At 32.5% G+C, this 16477-nt stretch carries 23 protein-coding genes and 1 pseudogene; 23 read left to right on the top strand and 1 reads right to left on the bottom strand.

All coding sequences use genetic code 11. From position 1 onward, the window contains the following. Positions 1–17: 17 nt before the first annotated feature. From JK636_RS24185 to JK636_RS19165, 21 genes and pseudogenes are all read left to right on the top strand, one after another. Positions 18–119 (top strand): annotated as a pseudogene (locus JK636_RS24185) (D-Ala-D-Ala dipeptidase VanX); the annotation flags it as partial. A gap of 108 nt (positions 120–227) precedes the next feature. Continuing rightward, positions 228–1202, top strand: coding sequence for a D-alanyl-D-alanine carboxypeptidase family protein (locus JK636_RS19260; RefSeq protein ID WP_202750609.1), 975 nt, complete (start codon positions 228–230; stop codon positions 1200–1202). 148 nt (positions 1203–1350) lie between these two features. Continuing rightward, the gene (locus JK636_RS19255; RefSeq protein WP_202750608.1) at positions 1351–1947 is read left to right on the top strand and encodes a type 1 glutamine amidotransferase family protein; all 597 of its coding nucleotides are present in this window, start codon (positions 1351–1353) and stop codon (positions 1945–1947) included. Between the two features lie 84 nt (positions 1948–2031). After that, positions 2032–2256 carry a hypothetical protein gene (locus JK636_RS19250; RefSeq protein ID WP_202750607.1) on the top strand — a complete coding sequence of 75 codons (225 nt, stop codon included), beginning with the start codon at positions 2032–2034 and terminating at the stop codon, positions 2254–2256. Continuing rightward, positions 2253–2393: a hypothetical protein gene (locus tag JK636_RS19245; RefSeq protein ID WP_202750606.1), complete on the top strand. Its 141-nt coding sequence runs from the start codon at positions 2253–2255 to the stop codon at positions 2391–2393. Before JK636_RS19250 ends, JK636_RS19245 begins: the two co-directional genes overlap by 4 nt. A gap of 105 nt (positions 2394–2498) precedes the next feature. Continuing rightward, positions 2499–2969 carry a hypothetical protein gene (locus JK636_RS19240; RefSeq protein ID WP_202750605.1) on the top strand — a complete coding sequence of 157 codons (471 nt, stop codon included), beginning with the start codon at positions 2499–2501 and terminating at the stop codon, positions 2967–2969. 280 nt (positions 2970–3249) lie between these two features. Then, entirely contained in the window at positions 3250–3984 is a 735-nt protein-coding gene (locus JK636_RS19235; protein ID WP_202750604.1) for a TraX family protein, read from the top strand. Between the two features lie 385 nt (positions 3985–4369). Further along, positions 4370–5251 carry a GNAT family N-acetyltransferase gene (locus JK636_RS19230; RefSeq protein WP_202750603.1) on the top strand — a complete coding sequence of 294 codons (882 nt, stop codon included), beginning with the start codon at positions 4370–4372 and terminating at the stop codon, positions 5249–5251. A gap of 276 nt (positions 5252–5527) precedes the next feature. Next, the gene (locus JK636_RS19225) at positions 5528–5983 is read left to right on the top strand and encodes an NUDIX hydrolase (RefSeq protein WP_202750602.1); all 456 of its coding nucleotides are present in this window, start codon (positions 5528–5530) and stop codon (positions 5981–5983) included. A 246-nt stretch (positions 5984–6229) separates the two neighbouring features. Beyond that, a complete protein-coding gene (locus JK636_RS19220; protein ID WP_202750601.1) occupies positions 6230–6793 on the top strand; it encodes a flavin reductase family protein in 564 nt (187 codons plus the stop codon). Between the two features lie 446 nt (positions 6794–7239). After that, entirely contained in the window at positions 7240–7707 is a 468-nt protein-coding gene (locus JK636_RS19215; RefSeq protein ID WP_202750600.1) for a sigma-70 family RNA polymerase sigma factor, read from the top strand. Next, on the top strand, positions 7704–8399 hold the full coding sequence (locus JK636_RS19210) for a zf-HC2 domain-containing protein (protein WP_202750599.1): 696 nt from the start codon (positions 7704–7706) through the stop codon (positions 8397–8399). The genes JK636_RS19215 and JK636_RS19210 overlap by 4 nt, the downstream gene beginning before the upstream one ends. 144 nt (positions 8400–8543) lie before the next feature. Beyond that, positions 8544–9032, top strand: a complete 489-nt coding sequence (locus JK636_RS19205; protein WP_243428283.1) for a YcxB family protein — start codon at positions 8544–8546, stop codon at positions 9030–9032. A 567-nt stretch (positions 9033–9599) separates the two neighbouring features. Next, on the top strand, positions 9600–10214 hold the full coding sequence (locus JK636_RS19200) for a helix-turn-helix transcriptional regulator (protein ID WP_202750597.1): 615 nt from the start codon (positions 9600–9602) through the stop codon (positions 10212–10214). Between the two features lie 442 nt (positions 10215–10656). Further along, on the top strand, positions 10657–11730 hold the full coding sequence (locus JK636_RS19195) for a hypothetical protein (RefSeq protein WP_202750596.1): 1074 nt from the start codon (positions 10657–10659) through the stop codon (positions 11728–11730). A gap of 242 nt (positions 11731–11972) precedes the next feature. Further along, on the top strand, positions 11973–12296 hold the full coding sequence (locus tag JK636_RS19190; RefSeq protein WP_202750595.1) for a hypothetical protein: 324 nt from the start codon (positions 11973–11975) through the stop codon (positions 12294–12296). Then, positions 12283–12843 carry a hypothetical protein gene (locus tag JK636_RS19185; protein WP_202750594.1) on the top strand — a complete coding sequence of 187 codons (561 nt, stop codon included), beginning with the start codon at positions 12283–12285 and terminating at the stop codon, positions 12841–12843. Before JK636_RS19190 ends, JK636_RS19185 begins: the two co-directional genes overlap by 14 nt. A 17-nt stretch (positions 12844–12860) precedes the next feature. After that, the gene (locus tag JK636_RS19180) at positions 12861–13349 is read left to right on the top strand and encodes a hypothetical protein (protein WP_202750593.1); all 489 of its coding nucleotides are present in this window, start codon (positions 12861–12863) and stop codon (positions 13347–13349) included. A gap of 162 nt (positions 13350–13511) precedes the next feature. Further along, a complete protein-coding gene (locus tag JK636_RS19175; protein WP_202750592.1) occupies positions 13512–13964 on the top strand; it encodes a hypothetical protein in 453 nt (150 codons plus the stop codon). Between the two features lie 201 nt (positions 13965–14165). Beyond that, a complete protein-coding gene (locus JK636_RS19170; RefSeq protein ID WP_338025809.1) occupies positions 14166–14957 on the top strand; it encodes a class I SAM-dependent methyltransferase in 792 nt (263 codons plus the stop codon). Between the two features lie 30 nt (positions 14958–14987). After that, positions 14988–15242, top strand: coding sequence for a DUF3781 domain-containing protein (locus JK636_RS19165; protein ID WP_202750591.1), 255 nt, complete (start codon positions 14988–14990; stop codon positions 15240–15242). A 118-nt stretch (positions 15243–15360) separates the two neighbouring features. Here JK636_RS19165 and JK636_RS19160 read toward each other — a convergent pair whose 3' ends face one another. Then, positions 15361–15498 (bottom strand): DUF2922 domain-containing protein, encoded by a 138-nt coding sequence (locus JK636_RS19160; protein ID WP_338025808.1) that lies wholly within the window; start codon positions 15496–15498, stop codon positions 15361–15363. A 292-nt stretch (positions 15499–15790) separates the two neighbouring features. On the opposite strand from JK636_RS19160, the gene JK636_RS19155 reads away from it, so the two are divergent. Both JK636_RS19155 and JK636_RS19150 read left to right on the top strand, forming a co-directional pair. Then, the gene (locus JK636_RS19155) at positions 15791–16114 is read left to right on the top strand and encodes a PadR family transcriptional regulator (protein WP_202750589.1); all 324 of its coding nucleotides are present in this window, start codon (positions 15791–15793) and stop codon (positions 16112–16114) included. Further along, positions 16114–16461: a DUF1048 domain-containing protein gene (locus tag JK636_RS19150; RefSeq protein WP_202750588.1), complete on the top strand. Its 348-nt coding sequence runs from the start codon at positions 16114–16116 to the stop codon at positions 16459–16461. The genes JK636_RS19155 and JK636_RS19150 overlap by 1 nt, the downstream gene beginning before the upstream one ends. The last annotated feature ends 16 nt before the right edge of the window (positions 16462–16477 follow it).

Here is a 16477-nt window from a genome sequence, read left to right as displayed (position 1 = left end):
ATAAGTTTTATTCTTAAGTGGAGACCTGCGGCTTTGTTTCATACGATTGTGAGTGATGGCATTACACGCTGAAACACGAACCTTATCTAAACACTTATTTTGATTTTCCCGTCATATAGCTGAGACAGTCATAAGTAAATCTTAAGAAGTTCATAAGATGGAATTCCAACATAGCGCCTTATTCTGTGTTTAAATAATATCAGAACAGAATAAGGAGTTGTTTTATTATGGTACAAAAAGTAAACAAGAAAAAGTCAGGAATACGCATATTTGCAGCACTTCTGTTGATGGCTATCATTGCTGCTTTTGCTTACGAATCCATCATTACTCCAGGAAACCACCAAATATTTGAGAAAGAATATGACGATAAAACCTCGTTAAATTCTTCTTTAAAGATAGAACCCGATATTTCTGCTTCCATATCTTTCGATAAGTTGAGGAGTCCTAATGTAATTCTGGTCCGTTTAAAAGATCAAACTGCCTTAATGCAGAAAAATAGCGAAGAAAAAATCTATCCTGCTTCTTTGACTAAAATGATGACGGCCATTGTTGCGATAGAAAATTTACCTGATCTGAAGGAAAAAATCAAACTTACCAATTCTACGTTTCAGGGGCTTTACGAAGCAGATGCATCAATGGCAGGTTTAAAGCCTGGCGAGCAGGTCAAGGCAATCGACATGTTATACGGGGCACTGTTGCCGAGCGGTGCAGAGTGTTGTATTGGGCTTGCTGATCAGATTGCGGGGTCAGAGCAGAATTTTGTAAAAATGATGAATCAAATGGCGGCTGAACTTGGTATGAAAAACACTCATTTTGAAAATGCCACCGGGCTTCAGAATGAAAATCACTACACAACAGTAAAAGATCTGGCCATTCTTCTAAGCTATGCTTTGAAAAATGATACGTTCCGGCAGATTTTTACTTCATCCCGTCATTTCACACCACCTACTAATAAGCATCCTGGCGGGATAACCTTTTACAGTACCATGTTTGAAGAACTCAACAATCAAAGCATTATTGGTGGTGAAATTTTAGGAGGGAAAACTGGGTATACCGATGAAGCCGGTCTATGTCTCGCGAGTCTTGCCAAAGTGGGTAAACAAGAATATATTCTGATTTCAGCTGGTGCGAAAGGGGATCACTATTCTAAGCAGTATAATATTACAGATGCATTAACTGTATACAACAGCATAGGAGAATGATAAGATTTCCATAAGAATTTATTAACATTTTGCTGTCTACCTTAGCTGGTAGACCTTTTTTATGTGGTACTCTGTAAATTTATGGTTTATAATCAATATATAGGTTAAATATTTAGAACGGTGCAGTTAATTTAGGAGGAAGATAATTATGGCAAATAACAAAAATGAGATATTAGTTTTATTAACAGATCGTTGGTGTGATTGGGAGGCAAGCTATGCCATTGCAGTAATAAATTCTTTTTCAGACTATATTGTAAAAACAATTTCAACTGATACTATTCGAAAAGTATCAATGGGGGGTATAAAAGCAGAAGTTGATTATCGTATAGATAATTATCAAAACTTCGACAACCTTGCTATGATAATTCTTCCTGGCGGCCTTTCGTGGGAAGAAAACGATTATGCTGAAATTGCAGTATTTATCAAAAGTGCTGTAAAGTTAGATATACCTATTGCTGCAATATGTGGAGCAACTCTTTTTTTATGCAAGCATGGCTTTCTTAACCAGGTAAAGCATACAGGAGATTCTTTAGAACTGTTTTTAAATCAAAAGAATTACAGTGGACAATCATTTTATGTCCCAGCTCAAGTAGTTGCTGATGGGGGTTTTATCACAGCAAATGAAACTGCCGCTGTAGAATTTGCTTATAACATATTCAAGACAGTAAAAGTAGATAGTGATGAGGAAATCGAACAATGGTATGATAATTTTAAAAATGGTGCTGTTCGTTATAAAAATTTATAGAGAATTAAAGGAAACAATATATTTTTACGATGGAAACCAAAAAATTTTGGGGGAGAGAAATGCATAACTCAATATTTCATGGAGATGCTTGGTATATGTGGAAGCGAACCATATGTTCTAGCTGATAATAAAAAAAATCAAAAAGATGATAGTGGACAAGAACAGGTGGTAGAAACTTACTTGGATGTACATGCAGGTAGTTTTGAGACAAGTTTAATGTTATTAGAGTATGAAGAGCTAGTTAATGAGGAGCTAGCAAGAAACTTGAGTCTTCAAAAACAACTACTGAACTCTTTAGGAGCTGGGTGAAGGGCGGCAGTGAGGCAAGAGAAGTAACACCTTTAGGGTATTGTGGCAACCCATCTAATATAGATCTAAAGGGTGCTGAGAAATTTAGTTATGATTTTTCAAGATTAGCAGCCAATTTAATAGCTGGAACAGTGTAATCTGCTAGAACCTTAGATTACTAAAAATTGATAAATATATTCTTCATATATAGGAGCAGAATTTATAGAGCAGTATGTAATTTGGATTTTTGAAGGGAGAGTTGTATGAAAGAGAAAAATATGGGGATTAAAACTTTAACTAAAAATCGAATTAAGGCACCATGGCACCTTTGGTTAATGGGATTATTCTTTATTTTTATTTATACTAATGGGATATACGATTATTTTATGATGCTTCTCCATAATGTTAATTATTACAACTCCAAACATTATGGAGAAGACGTAGTCAAATATTTTACCAATTATCCTATGGTATTTTTAATTTTTTATACGACAAATGTTTTCTGCGGTTTGATCGCTCCAATTCTACTCTTGTTTCGCACTAGATGGACGGTATTGGTATCATTTGTCTCAGCCATTTCAATGCTGTGCCTAGAAGTTCTGACATTTGCCTTTAGGAATCGGTGGAATGTTCTTGGTCCTTGGGTATCACTTTTTGACATAGCATTATTGCTAATGACAATTGGATTTTTCTTTTATTGCAGGGCATTGGCAAAAAGAGGCGTGCTAAAATGATTAACAGTTTTTTTGTGTCAGAAATTAGAGACGTTAGATATAATTTAGAATAAATAGAGTGACTTTTTAATAGTTTTATGATTTTTAATTAAGTCATAATCTTAAAGTATTACTCACTAGGGAATTATCAGTTATAGTTAAGCATTAGCGAAACAGGTTCGCAAATGCCGCAAGTTAGATGCAATTTTAGATTAACAGAGTGATAGCTTAAAAGTTTTTAATTCTTTATTAGGTCAGTATGGTGAAATATGGTGAATTAGTCAATGGGGGAACTTTTTATATGAAAACAATAATTGAGGAATTTAAAAACAAATCTCTTTCAGGAAATACGATTAAAATAATTGCAATTATAGCCATGATAATAGACCATTTGGGGTGGGCCTTTGTTAGTTCTAATACTGTCGGTGGAGCAGTAATGCACACTATCGGTAAAATTACAGGACCTCTCATGTGTTATTTTATAGCGGAAGGCAATCATTATTCCAAGGATAGAAGGAAGTACGTAGAAAGATTATTTATCTTCGCTTTAATATCCCATGTACCCTTTAATATTTTTGTAAATGAAGGAAGAATTACTCTACTTCCTACCAGTGTCATTTTTACATTAATGTGTGGGCTTTTAGCGTTGATAGTATTTGAGAAGATTGAGAATAAGCCGCTTAATGTTGTTTTAATTTTACTTTTAATCGTGGTTACTTATTGGGCTGATTGGCCAATATTTGGAGTATTGTTTGTCTTGGCCTTTGGTGCTTTTTATGGTAATACAAAAAAACAGATTGGTTCCTTTGCAATTTTAAGTTTGCTTAAATTAGTGGATGTATTATTTTCAGGCGAAGGCTTAAATATTTATCTAATTATTCCTAGGATATTGAGTCCTTTGTTAGTTGTTCTATTATTATACTTATATAATGGTACAAAGGGTGGTTCCAAATATTCTAAATGGGCTTTCTATATTATTTATCCACTGCAATTTCTAATTATAGGAGGAATTGCACTACTATTAGGAAGGGTATGAACAAGAGCTTCAAGTTTCAGCTTGTTACTGTGATTTCTGGTATAATCTTTACCGCTCAATTTTCTTATAAAAGCGAAGTGAATTTAAAGTTAAAAAGTAGGAGAATAGATTTAACTTAAAGTGTAGTGGCAAAAACTGCATCTAACAAAACACTCAAGTCCGCTTTGGCTTGAAAAGACAGCCAAAGCACATTCCTTCACCGGTGCAAGCGAAGCCAAGGGGTATTCCACTGGGGTCCGATTCAGGAACGTCTTGAATGAGAAACGTTATTTGAAATTACAGGTCTATGTAAATGAGCGTTTACGCATTTAAAGATATCTATGACTGAGAGGTAGTTTAAATTTTTAAAATATAGTGTACTAAAGATTTTTCTGGGAGGTAAGTTATGAGTAAATACTTGTTTCAACATGTAAAGGATGATTATTTCTCCATTCATTATGCATTATATGGCACTAATATTTATATGACTTATGATTGGAATGAGCTATTAAATAAATTTTCACCTAATGGTAATGGAACATTAATAATTAAAGATGGATCACCAGTTGGTGGCATAACCATTAACAATAATCATCTATCTTCACCGTTTTTGATTCCTCCATTTTGTGATGTTAAAGTATTTTGGCAGGAAGTGATAAATTATTCAAAAAAAGATAGTAAAAATGGTACTTTATATTTTGATAATATTCCAGAAAGTCATACTGATATAATAACATCACTAGGAGCAGAGAAAAGATGGGCTCAGCGACAAATGTATAGACCAACAGCAGAATATAATATAAAACCAAATGATGATTTTTATTTTACAGTTCCCACAGAAATTGATAAGAATGAAATAATAAGTGTTGTGTATGAAGCTCATCTGAACGGATACACCTCCACAGTGTATGGAAAACCTAATATGTTTGATATAGACGAAGCAATCAGTAGGCGTTTTATATCCTTTTCTCAGACAAACACATTACATTTTGGAACAATAGTAAAAAACAAAGACACAAACAAAATTACTGCTGTTTGCATAGCTGGAATTTATCCGGATTCTAAAAATAATTTTTCGACAATTCACCAGGTTTCTGTATTGCCAGCATATAGAAAACAAGGCTTGGCGCAAGCAATGATAATAAACTCGATAAATACTGCACATGGGACTTCTTCTGTTATTGGCTTAGGTGTTTTGGTAGGAAATCCGGCAGAGTTATTATATCAAAAGCTTGGTTTTATTAAAGGACCAGCATATTTTAATTTAGTATACATAAAACGAGCATAACCTTTAGTTAAAAACTACTTCTATTTTAAGCTATATGGACGGAAAGTATACGGGTTAACCTTACGCGCATATAGAGTAAACGACCTGAAACATCAAATAACAAAAAATTTCCGTCCAGCTTGGCTTAAAAAGATAGGCAAGCTACACCTGAGACGTTATATGTAATTTTAGATTAACAGAGTAATAGCTTAAAGTTTAATATTAGGATATATTGATTCATAATCGTAAAAATGACGAACTATAGAATGTTTAATATTGACAGGAGGAATAAGTATAATGTATAAGAATCATTTTGTATCAGTAGCAGGGTTGGTTACAAATGAAAAGGATGAAGTTTTGTTGGTGAAAAGCCCTAGAAGGGGATGGGAGTTTCCAGGTGGTATGGTAGAACCAGGAGAAAGTTTACAGGAAGCACTTATTCGAGAAATATTTGAGGAAAGCGGTATTTATGTGACAATAACTGGATTTATAGGCGTTTATAAAAATATAAAAAGTGATATCGTAAATATAGATTTTTGTTGCAAATATAAGTCTGGTATTCCCGCAACTAGCGAAGAAAGTTTAGAAGTTGATTGGTTCCATATGGATGAAGTTATTAAGATGATGGGAAATCCTTTATATGAAACAAGAATTACGAATATGCTTTCCAAGAATCATAATATATTTTGTTATGCATTTAAAAAGGATCCTTTTTCATTTGAAGTTACAGATGAGTTTAAGGTTGGATTATGAACATAAAGATAGATAAATTTAAAAAGATCAGGAGTTGAATTAGCTTAAAGTGTAGTAGCTAAAACTACATATAACAATACATTCAAGTTCGCTTTGTCTTAAATAGGGTCAAGCATCTGAAGAAGTCAAAGCACATCTATTTACCAAGCCAGGTCTGGCTAGGTTCATAGACGTCTTGAGTGCAAAACGTTATACGCAATTCAACACAGTAAAAAGAGTAATATACAGTTTAAGGGAGGAATTATAATGGGTAAATATTCTTTAGCTCCTCAAAGAGGATTTTTTCCACAGCCATCATATTTAATTGGTACTTACAAAGATAATGGAGTGCCTAATTTTGCGTTAATTACATGGGTTACTTTTTGTTCGGCGAATCCACCAATGTTTATGTTTGCTTCAGCTGGGAAAAAGATAACACGAGAGCTTGTAGAAAAAAATAAAATGTTTTCTGCAAATCTTGTTACAACAGAAATGATGTTTTTAGCTGATTACTTTGGAATGAATTCAGGTTACTCTAGTAATAAAGTATCTGATATAGGGGTTGAATGTTCAATTGGAGAGATTCTGCCGGTTCCAATACTAAATCCTTCTCCATGGGTTTATGAATGTCAGTTAATAGATATAGTGCCTCAGGGAAACGGAGCTATTTATATAGGTGAAGTAAAGAATATTCAGGTAGATGAGAAAATAAAGGATACAGCTTATGGTAAAATTAATATGAGCGACATCGATCCTCTAATTTATGCTCCAGGAAACTATTATAAAGTTAGCGAGAATATAGGACAAGTTGGTTTTTCGAAACAAAAATGACTTATGTTTAAGGATATAAAGAAAAGTATCTTAGTAAAAAACTGCGTATAACAATGCACTGCAGTTCGTGCGGTAGAGAAAGTCTCTGGAGCAAAGACGCACACACTCCACCCACTAAGCGAAGTCTCGCTAAGTGGCTGAAACATCTGCAATGCGCAACGTTATATGTAATTTTAGATTAACCGAGTGATAGCTTAAAAGGTTTTAGCTTTTTTTATTAAGACGCATTAGTAATTAATTGCGAATCAGTATGTAAGTTAAAATAAATGAAATGTTGTATATAGAATAGGAAATAAAGCAATCAATCCTTATTCAAGACTAGGGAATTCTATCTTTACAATTTATATAATTAAGCAAGCGTGTCCAACAGCACGCTTAAATTTTTTAATAAATATTGTAACGAAATTTAGTTTCAAGAGTCTTATATATGAAAGTGAGGTGAAATCGTGACTGACTTTGAAGTTATATACTCGGATTACTTTTCTGACGTTTATAAATATGCCCTGTCGCTATGCCATAATGAAACCCTAGCAGAGGAAATAACTCAAGAAACCTTTTTTAAAGCTTTAAAAGGTATAGATAATTTCAAAGGGCAATGCAAGATGCGTGTTTGGCTGTGCCAAATAGCAAAGAATATTTATTTTTCAATATGTCAAAAAAATAAAGATACTAGAGATAAATCTCAAGAAGATAAGATTGAATGTATTGAGCAAAAGTTAATAAATAAAGAAACAGTATGGGAAATACATAAGAAACTTCATTTTTTAGATGAGCCATATAAAGAGGTTTTCACTTTACGTGTGTTTGGTGAATTACCCTTTCTCCAAATTGCTGAGCTGTTTGGGAAAACAGAAAGTTGGGCAAGAGTCACATTTCACCGTGCAAAAATTAAAATCAAGGAGGGATTAGATTGAAAATTTCCTGTGAAATAACTAAAGACTTAATACCGCTTTATCATGATGAGGTTTGTAGCAACCAAAGCCGTATAGCTGTAGAAGAGCACTTACAGGAGTGTGATGACTGTAAAAAATATCTTGATAGTATAGATAGCGACTTTATCCAAGTTAACACAGTAAAATTAGCAGAGCAGTCAAAATCTAATGTATTAAAAGGAATAAAAAAGAAACTCTTTAGAAAAAATGTTATGATATCAGCTATTTCAGTTATATGTGCATTTGCAGTATTATTTGGAGGATTATTATTTGTTTTTCATTACCAGTTACCTATCTCCTATGAAAAGGGACTTGTGAGTGTGAAAATGGGAGATAACGGAATGCTTGATGTATACTTTAAAGGGAATGATTACTACTGTTCATATGAATGGACTACAACAATTGAAAAAGATGGTATAAAGCAAAATGTTGCATATATTTATTACACAGATTCTATATGGACAAAATATTTTTCTAAGCCGAAAAAAGATAGAGAGTATAAGTATTCAATTAACAATAATTACTGGTTTAATGATGGCAGTAGTAAAGATGATATAGAAGTGAAAAGAGAAATATCAGCAGTGTACTATTTGGATTACTCAGATATCCCAAAATTATCGAAGGAAGATTTGATAAAGAATTCCTCAAAGGCAGTTCTAATTTGGGAAAAGTAGGAATTGTTATTGAAGCATCTTGTAGAACATGGTTAAACCATATAATGGATATTTATTTTATATTGCAACGTATCCGTAACTTATGACGAATTAATTTATGAAGATATATTAATGTTTTAAAGGTGGGAAAATAAATTGAAAGTAATGGTAAATATAACCTTAGATGATTGTTGGAATTTTACTAAATATAGTATTAGGCATGATTCAAAATCTAAATTTAAATTTTATATTAATGTTATTGCAGTAATATTCTTGGTTGCATTTATGTCATACCTTGATTACGAATCATTATTGCAATTGATACTACAAATAATCTTGTCAATACCTATTTCGTATTATTTGATGTTATTTCTAATTAAGTGGCAAAGTAAAAGTCATGCAAAGAGAAATGAAGGAATCATTGGAGAACATACAATAGAAATCAGTGAAGAAGGAGTAAGAGAGATAACCAAAGTGAATAATAGTCTACATTTATGGAGTGGGATTACTAAAATAAAACAAGATAATTCCTATATCTACATTTATATAGAAGAATTTAGAGCACATATAATTCCTAAAAAATCATTTAAATCAGAAGAAGAAGTAAACCTATTTATTAATAGTGCATTAATATATTGGAAAAGTGGAATCTAAAAAATTTAGCTGCATTAGAAAGAATGAGTAACAATATTTAACATTCTATTGATTGTGTTCTTATAATAAAGTGCCACTTAAAATAAAAATTAAATTGAAATATTGTTACATAATTTTCTTTAACTGTGGAACTAATTTTAAAAGTTATAAAGGCTTTAATTAAAGTGCAGCGGCAAAACTACATATAACAAAAAATTTCCGTCCAGCTTGGCTTGAGAAGACAGTCAAGCTACACCTGCGAAGCTAAGAAAAGAGCTTTCTAAGCTTATTGGCGTCAGAAATTAGAAACGTTAGATGTAATTTTAGATTAACCGAGTGATAGCTTAAAAGGTTTTAGCTTTTTTTATTAAGACACAATAGTAAGATATTGTTCATTAATAAAATAAAAGGAAATGGTAGTTATGAAGGATAAATCTTATATCGTGAAGTAAGGAATTTAAGTGGTAAGCAGATAAACAGGAATTTGAAAAGCACGTTGTGGTTGCTAAAGGGAACTTTAGAGTTGGTAGGTGTTTAAAAAGATTATTGATATCCTATTTTTATGCAAATAGGAAAGGGGAAATAAAAATGAAATTATCTGAAAAAATTCAATACTTAAGGAACAAGGATGGAATGTCGCAAGAAATGCTGGCTGAAAAATGCTCAGTTAGTAGACAATCTATCTCTAAATGGGAAATGGACATTTCACTGCCTGATACAGAGAAATTATTAAAATTAAGCTATATATTTGGTGTCACAATTGATGTTCTTTTGAAAGATGAGTTAGCAGTTGATGGGGTAAAAGATAATAAGTCATGCAGTACATCACTGTCAACTGAGAATGAAGGTATCTATGAAGGGGTACTAATAAAAGAAAGTATTGATAATGAAGATATTTTGGACTATATCAGTGTGAATAAAGTTGAATTGTGGAAAACTAAAAACAATCCACGCTACTGGACTGCAATTACTTTTTCATCAAATGTAGTAGATTTACCAGAAAGGTTTTCAAAAGTAATCATTAGTGATGAGAGCAAAGGCGTTAACTGGTTTGTTGATTTTAAAAAGAATAATGTGAAATATATAATATTTCGAGGATTAATTCTAAAATACACAGTAGGTAATATCGATGAAAAAAATAATGTTATTGAAAAATGCAGGAATCAAGGTATACCAGATTATCAAATGAATTGGTCTGAATAGATAGTGAAAAGTTTCTAAGTAATTGCTGTCCGCCTTAGCAGGTGGACTTTTCTTTTATAGCACTATGTAAATTTATGGGTTATAATCAATATAAAGGTTAGATACATTTGACGACAAGACACATTTTAAATTGTAAGATATTGTGAGCCATGGGAGATTTAAATGATGTGAGATAGGATATGAAGCTGCTAAAAATGAACTGGCTAAAATGATAAATGAAGATGACTATAAAAATAGTAAAGCTATAAAATGGCACATGGATAAAATATATTAATGAGGAAATACACTATGAAACTATTGGTAGAGGACAAACCAAATGTGATTTTCATTTTATAAACGGAAAGTGCAGAAAGTGAGCACAATATAAGCTTGAGCTGCTTTCTTCTTATATTGTGAAACCAATTTTGGGAAAAATTATTTAATACAAGAAGGGGATTGGATTATGAAAGTAATATTACCACTTAAAATAAACTACAGCCCAATTAAGAAACTGGCTTTGATAAACTTTGAAAAGAAGCCGGATAAGCTTTACAAAGGATTGGAACTGCAATATATAGATGGAAAGTCATATGGCAAAGGTTATCGTATAATTGCATATAGAAATGATGATTATGTTGATGTGTACGACGATTATTCATTAACGTATATAGAAAATGAAAAATTCAATGTGGTTCAAAATGGATTGAATAAGCATGTTCAAACTCATTTAGATAATGTTAGCTTTGAAAGAACAAACGGAAATGTAGAGATCACTTTTAAATTTTCAGATTTACTAAATAGAGAAATAAGCGTTTCAATAATTGAGCATTCCAAGAAAAGAAGCATACCAATGAATTTGTTAGCTCCTGTTGGAGTTGGAGCAATGAAGCCTGATTTTATGCCGGTGTTCTTTCTATACGATTTTGATTTTGTGAGAAGGTCAAAAACAGCTGTAAATGTTGAAATAGATGGAAAAAACATTGCTATAGACAAGTTCCCAATGCCAATGAATATGCAGTTTAGATATTACAGCAGATACAGTGTTAACTGTCAGCTTATAGATTTTATTAATACTGACTATAAAAAGTTAATAGAAGTTGAAATGGATGATAAATTGAGTTTTACAGAGAATGGCGTTAAATACTGCTTTAATAGTAATGGTGGATTGGAAACAGTTAATATTGAAACAGGAAATAATCCAATTATTATTAAATTTGAGCCTGAATTAACACTTAATAAAGACATGGATCTAGAGGGGAAATTTAGTATTGCTCCTGCAGAATGTATGGGCTATATAAAAGGTGATTATCAAATAAATTGGGATGAAAATACGCTTTCTTATAAATTAAAACTTATTCCCGGTGAAGGCTGGACACCGGTTCCTAACTCTAGGATAACAAAGATGTTGTTTAGTCCCAAGTCAATGTTTTGTTGTTGGACTAAAAAATATTGGCTTGAAGCAGTCATATCTCTTAAAGATATGACTGCGAATGGAAAGTGGACCAATGGAAACTTAGAAGATAGTACAAAAGGTTAATGAATAGTATCCTTATTAGGTTCAGGAATGTGTTGAGTGTGGAACGTTATCTGAAATCTTTTCAATAGAAGTTTAAGGGGGGAGTCCAAATTAAGGGGTTAAGAAGAGTAATAATTGTAATTTGCATGCTTATAATAGTAGTTAGTGGCTTTACTAGCTTGCCAGAGAGTAAATATTATAATAAAAACCTTAAGTCATTAGTTAAATCTAAAGAAACACAAGTGATTGAAGTGGGAAAAGGGATGAAGATAGATAGGGATAATATTTATATTAGAAGAATTATTAATACCAAAGATAAGACATATATAAGATATGCCTTTATAAGGTTTGAACAAGGATGGTCTTTTTCTGAAGGAGCATTGAAGGTGTTTGATGATAAAGGTAAGGAGTATCATGTTATGGGTGGAGGCTGGTCGGGTAAGTTATGGGGACAGGATGGATTGCTTGAACTTGATAGAATAAATAAAGATTCAAGATATATAACACTTAAACTTGATTGGTATGATAGGAAAAATGAAATAACAATTTCACTTGGAAAAGAGGGTGAAATTAATGAAAATAAATGAGAGACATAGAGCAATTATAGAGTGGGTTGTGGCAGTGGTTCTTATAGTAGTAACATGCAAGTTTTCTATTTTATCCTATGGAAGTTTTTCGCCTGTAAGGGCTCATGAGCAGTCGGAGAGAACTTTTCATTATGGACCTTCTAAGATAATTAAAACCATAGATTTAGATAAACAGAAAATATATTTATGCAAATATAAGGATTGGTTTTCAGCTGATACTGTTAAAAAGGGAATTGTTAAGTGGTATCCAGGTGATAACGTAGATGGAACTCCTATTGATTACTCTAAGCAAGTATCATTTACCTTGAGTGGTTCAAGCAATAAACAAAATAAAATGATAATGAAAGTTTATGGATGCGTAAACAACCCTGAAATAAATACAATATTATTAGTAGAGGAAAACGAAGCAAACACATCACGATATGATTTGGATGAAAGTAAAATGTTTATTTTTTATTGGGAAGAGGATAGTGAAAAACATAAAGTAAAATATTTAAAAGGCCTAAATAAGGATGGAAAAATTATTTATGAAGAGGAGGTTTATTAACATTAAGGGTGATAAAAATGAGAATTACTTTAGGGGAATACATATTTGATATTAGTACCGATGAAAATGAAAAATATTATAAAAATGAACGATACGTCTCAGAAGGCTGTGAGTGTGATGGTTGCAGAAATTATGAACTGGCTGTTGAACAAGTATCTTATGAAATTAGAGAAATGTTCAAACGGTTTAGTATAGATATAAAAAAGCCAGCAGAAGTATACGTGAATTATTCTCAAAACAACATTTTATGCTATGGTGGATTTTATCATTTATGTGGAACAATCATTAAGCGTGAATCGCCATGGGAAATTATTTCAGAAACAAAGAATTCCGCAGTAAGTCACTTAAACGAGAATAGAATGATTTGGCTTGAAAAAAGTTTTCGGATTGCATTTCAAGAAGGTTGTGCGCTATTAAATGAAAACTCTCCACTTCCGTGTATTCAGATGGAAATTGCAGCATATCTGCCGTGGGTGCTGACAAAAAAGAATATATACGAGTGTTAGTGATTTAAAATGTAATGACTAATACTGAATATCTTATAAGCGAAATAGTTTTAAGTGGACTTGGACAGGCTGGGTGAAGTGATGTATAGCATCGTAACTTGTAGCAGAAGATGTAAAATAATACTAATTTATAACCTTATTATAAAATGAAGGGGAAGTTTAATGTTATACAAATTTATTAAAAAATTAAGTCAACGAACTCAAAACATCATTGGAACAATCTTAGGCATGCTGATAATAACATCTATTGCCGCAGTATTGATTTGTCTTGTTTTTAGTGTTATTGGAAAGTTTGGCAAGCTTTCTTTTATGACATCTTTGGCTGGACTTTGTTTTTCAATATTTCTTATAATTGCAGGAGTACTTGCACCCGTTCTTATTATCATATTAACTAGCTTTGTCATAGATGCAATTAGACGTGACGGATTTAAGAAATTATTTATCAGGTTTCTTATGATTTTTACTGTAGCATTTATTCTTATAGCAGTTTTCTATTTAATCAAATACAAAAGTTTCGAATGGACTAAATCAAGTTTATACAGCTTGGTGATAACGCTCTCACTGTTTTTTAAAGCTGAAGTTGATATATTTATTAAAGAAAAAGATAAGGAGTAGTCATCATCTCCTTTAAAAAAAGGTGTATTATTAGAAAGTTTAAACAAACGACGGTCCCCCAAGATACTATAGATATATTTAATCTGTTATCTTTTCCTAGTCTGAAAATAGGTCGCAGTCTAGATAATTAAGACACAAAGGCTGCTTGTTTAATACCTGATAAATAGTAATTTGCCGAGGAGATTATTAATATAATTGGAGGTGCAAAAAATGTCAATAATTAAAGGTTTAGAAACCACATTTAACTCTGTTTACACTGAATACGACAGGTGGCGTCCTGCTTATGTTAAAGAGCTATATGATGATATTTTTGATGTCAAAGAAATAAATCCGTCAAGCAATGTGCTCGAAGTTGGAATAGGAACTGGACAAGCGACATTGCCAATACTTGAAACAGGTTGTAGTTTAACTGCAATTGAATTAGGTGATCAGTTAGCGGAATTTTCAAAGTGTAAATTTAAAAACTATGAGAAATTTGATGCTAAAAATATGGCGTTTCAAGATTTTGAGTGTACTCCTAATTCATTTGACCTTATCTTTTCAGCATCAGCCTTTCACTGGATTCCTGAAGAAATAGGATATACCAAAGTATTTGATATACTAAAAAGTGGTGGCGTTTTTGCACGATTTGCCAATCACCCATTTAAAGACAAGAAACGTAATAACATACATACTGCATTTGAAAAGATATATGGAAAGTATATGCCTGGTTCATTAGGTGGAAATGAATATAGCGAGGAAGATGCCAAAGATAGAGCGAACATAGCTTACAAATATGGATTTATAGATGTAAGTTATAGACTCTATCGTAGAACAAGAACCTTTACAGCTGATGAATATACATTATTATTAGGTACCTATTCAGACCACATTGCTATGGAGGAAACAACAAGAAAGAAATTCTTTGAAGAAATAAGGAAAGCAATTAATGATAACGGCGGTATTATTACTATATACGATACAATAGATTTACAACTTGCAAGAAAACCATAACTTATTGGAAAGGAAAATACACGGTGAAAAATGAATGATAATAAATGTGAATTGATACAAAACTTAGATAAGTTGCACACAACCGAGCTGGGAGTTGGTCGAATTAAAAAGAATCTTTTTTTAGATGTGGACGATGTAGTAAAATGGTGCAGCGACAAAATATTAAATTCTAATGCATTAATATTTAGAAAGGGTAAAAACTGGTATATAGACATAGATAATTGTGAAATAACAGTCAATGTATATAGTTATACCATTATTACCGCTCATAAGATAAAAAAATAGATTGGAATTCTTATAAGAGATTAAATAAGTTCCAATTTGCAGAGTTAAGCTAATATAAATATATGTTTCATAACCAAACATAGTTTTAAGGAGGTATCACATCGATACCTCCTTAAAACTATCTTACGTTAAGCTCAGTAACATTTCTCTCGGTTACCTGAGCTGAATGCTTGGACAGTAAGTCTCTGCCAGATGAAGCAAATATGTTTCCTGCTATTATGGTTTCCATAACAACGGATACTTCCTGCTTTAAAATGTACCCTATAGAGTAGACAGTATCAAAGGTTCACCCTATAGGAACTTTTATTTAGGGTATCTGACTTTTAAGCAAGACTAAGAATATTTGAGTTAAGGAACTCATATCTAAGCTTCTGCTGGCACTATTATAAGGGACTTGTTATCTATTTAGTATTATTTTAAATCTCGGGGTAAAAATAAGTGAAAAAATTAATAATGTATATTGACAGTACTGCTACTGAGTGATACTATATAGTAGTAGTAAGTAATACAGAATATCAGTAATACTATATAGCAGAGAGGTAATTAAATTGGAAAACATAACAGAAATGTTAAAGGGTGTACTGGAAGGTTGTGTCCTTGAAATCATCAGCCACGAGGAAATCTACGGTTACGAGATCACAAGGCGGTTGAATGCCCTAGGATTTTCGGATGTTGTAGATGGCACAGTTTATACCATTTTGGTGAGACTTGAGAAAAACAAGCTGGTGGAAACTATGAAAAAGCCATCCGATATGGGACCGCCGCGAAAGTTTTTTACGCTCAATGACGCGGGACGTGAGGAGCTCAGGAGGTTCTGGGAAAGATGGGAATTCGTATCATCAAAAATTAATGAGTTAAAGGAGAAGAAATAATGAATTTTTGGGAAAAAATCACTGGAAGCGACATGACTAAAGAATATAAAACCTTTCAATCTCGCGCCAAAAAGCTGCCGGTTGATTATCAAGAGGCATGGGAAAAAATTAAAGAAAATCTTTGGCCACACTCAGATTTAACCGGCCGCAACCTAATGCCAATTCTTGACGGTGTGCTTGGCTTACTTGAAGAAACGGCGGCTGACGGTCAGGATATCCAAGAGGTCCTAGGTGATGATATCAAAGGCTTCTGTTCAGCACTGCTTGGCGAGGAAGGCGCAAATTCTTATCGAGATAAGTGGCGCAAACAGCTAAACAATAGTATCGCTAAGAAATTAGGTAAATAGGAACATGAGGATTGCA

Origin of the sequence: Clostridium rhizosphaerae, assembly GCF_016765585.1 — a bacterium.
Lineage (GTDB): Bacteria > Bacillota > Clostridia > Clostridiales > Clostridiaceae > Clostridium_AT > Clostridium_AT rhizosphaerae.
This window is presented reverse-complemented; position numbering and strand designations above follow the sequence as displayed.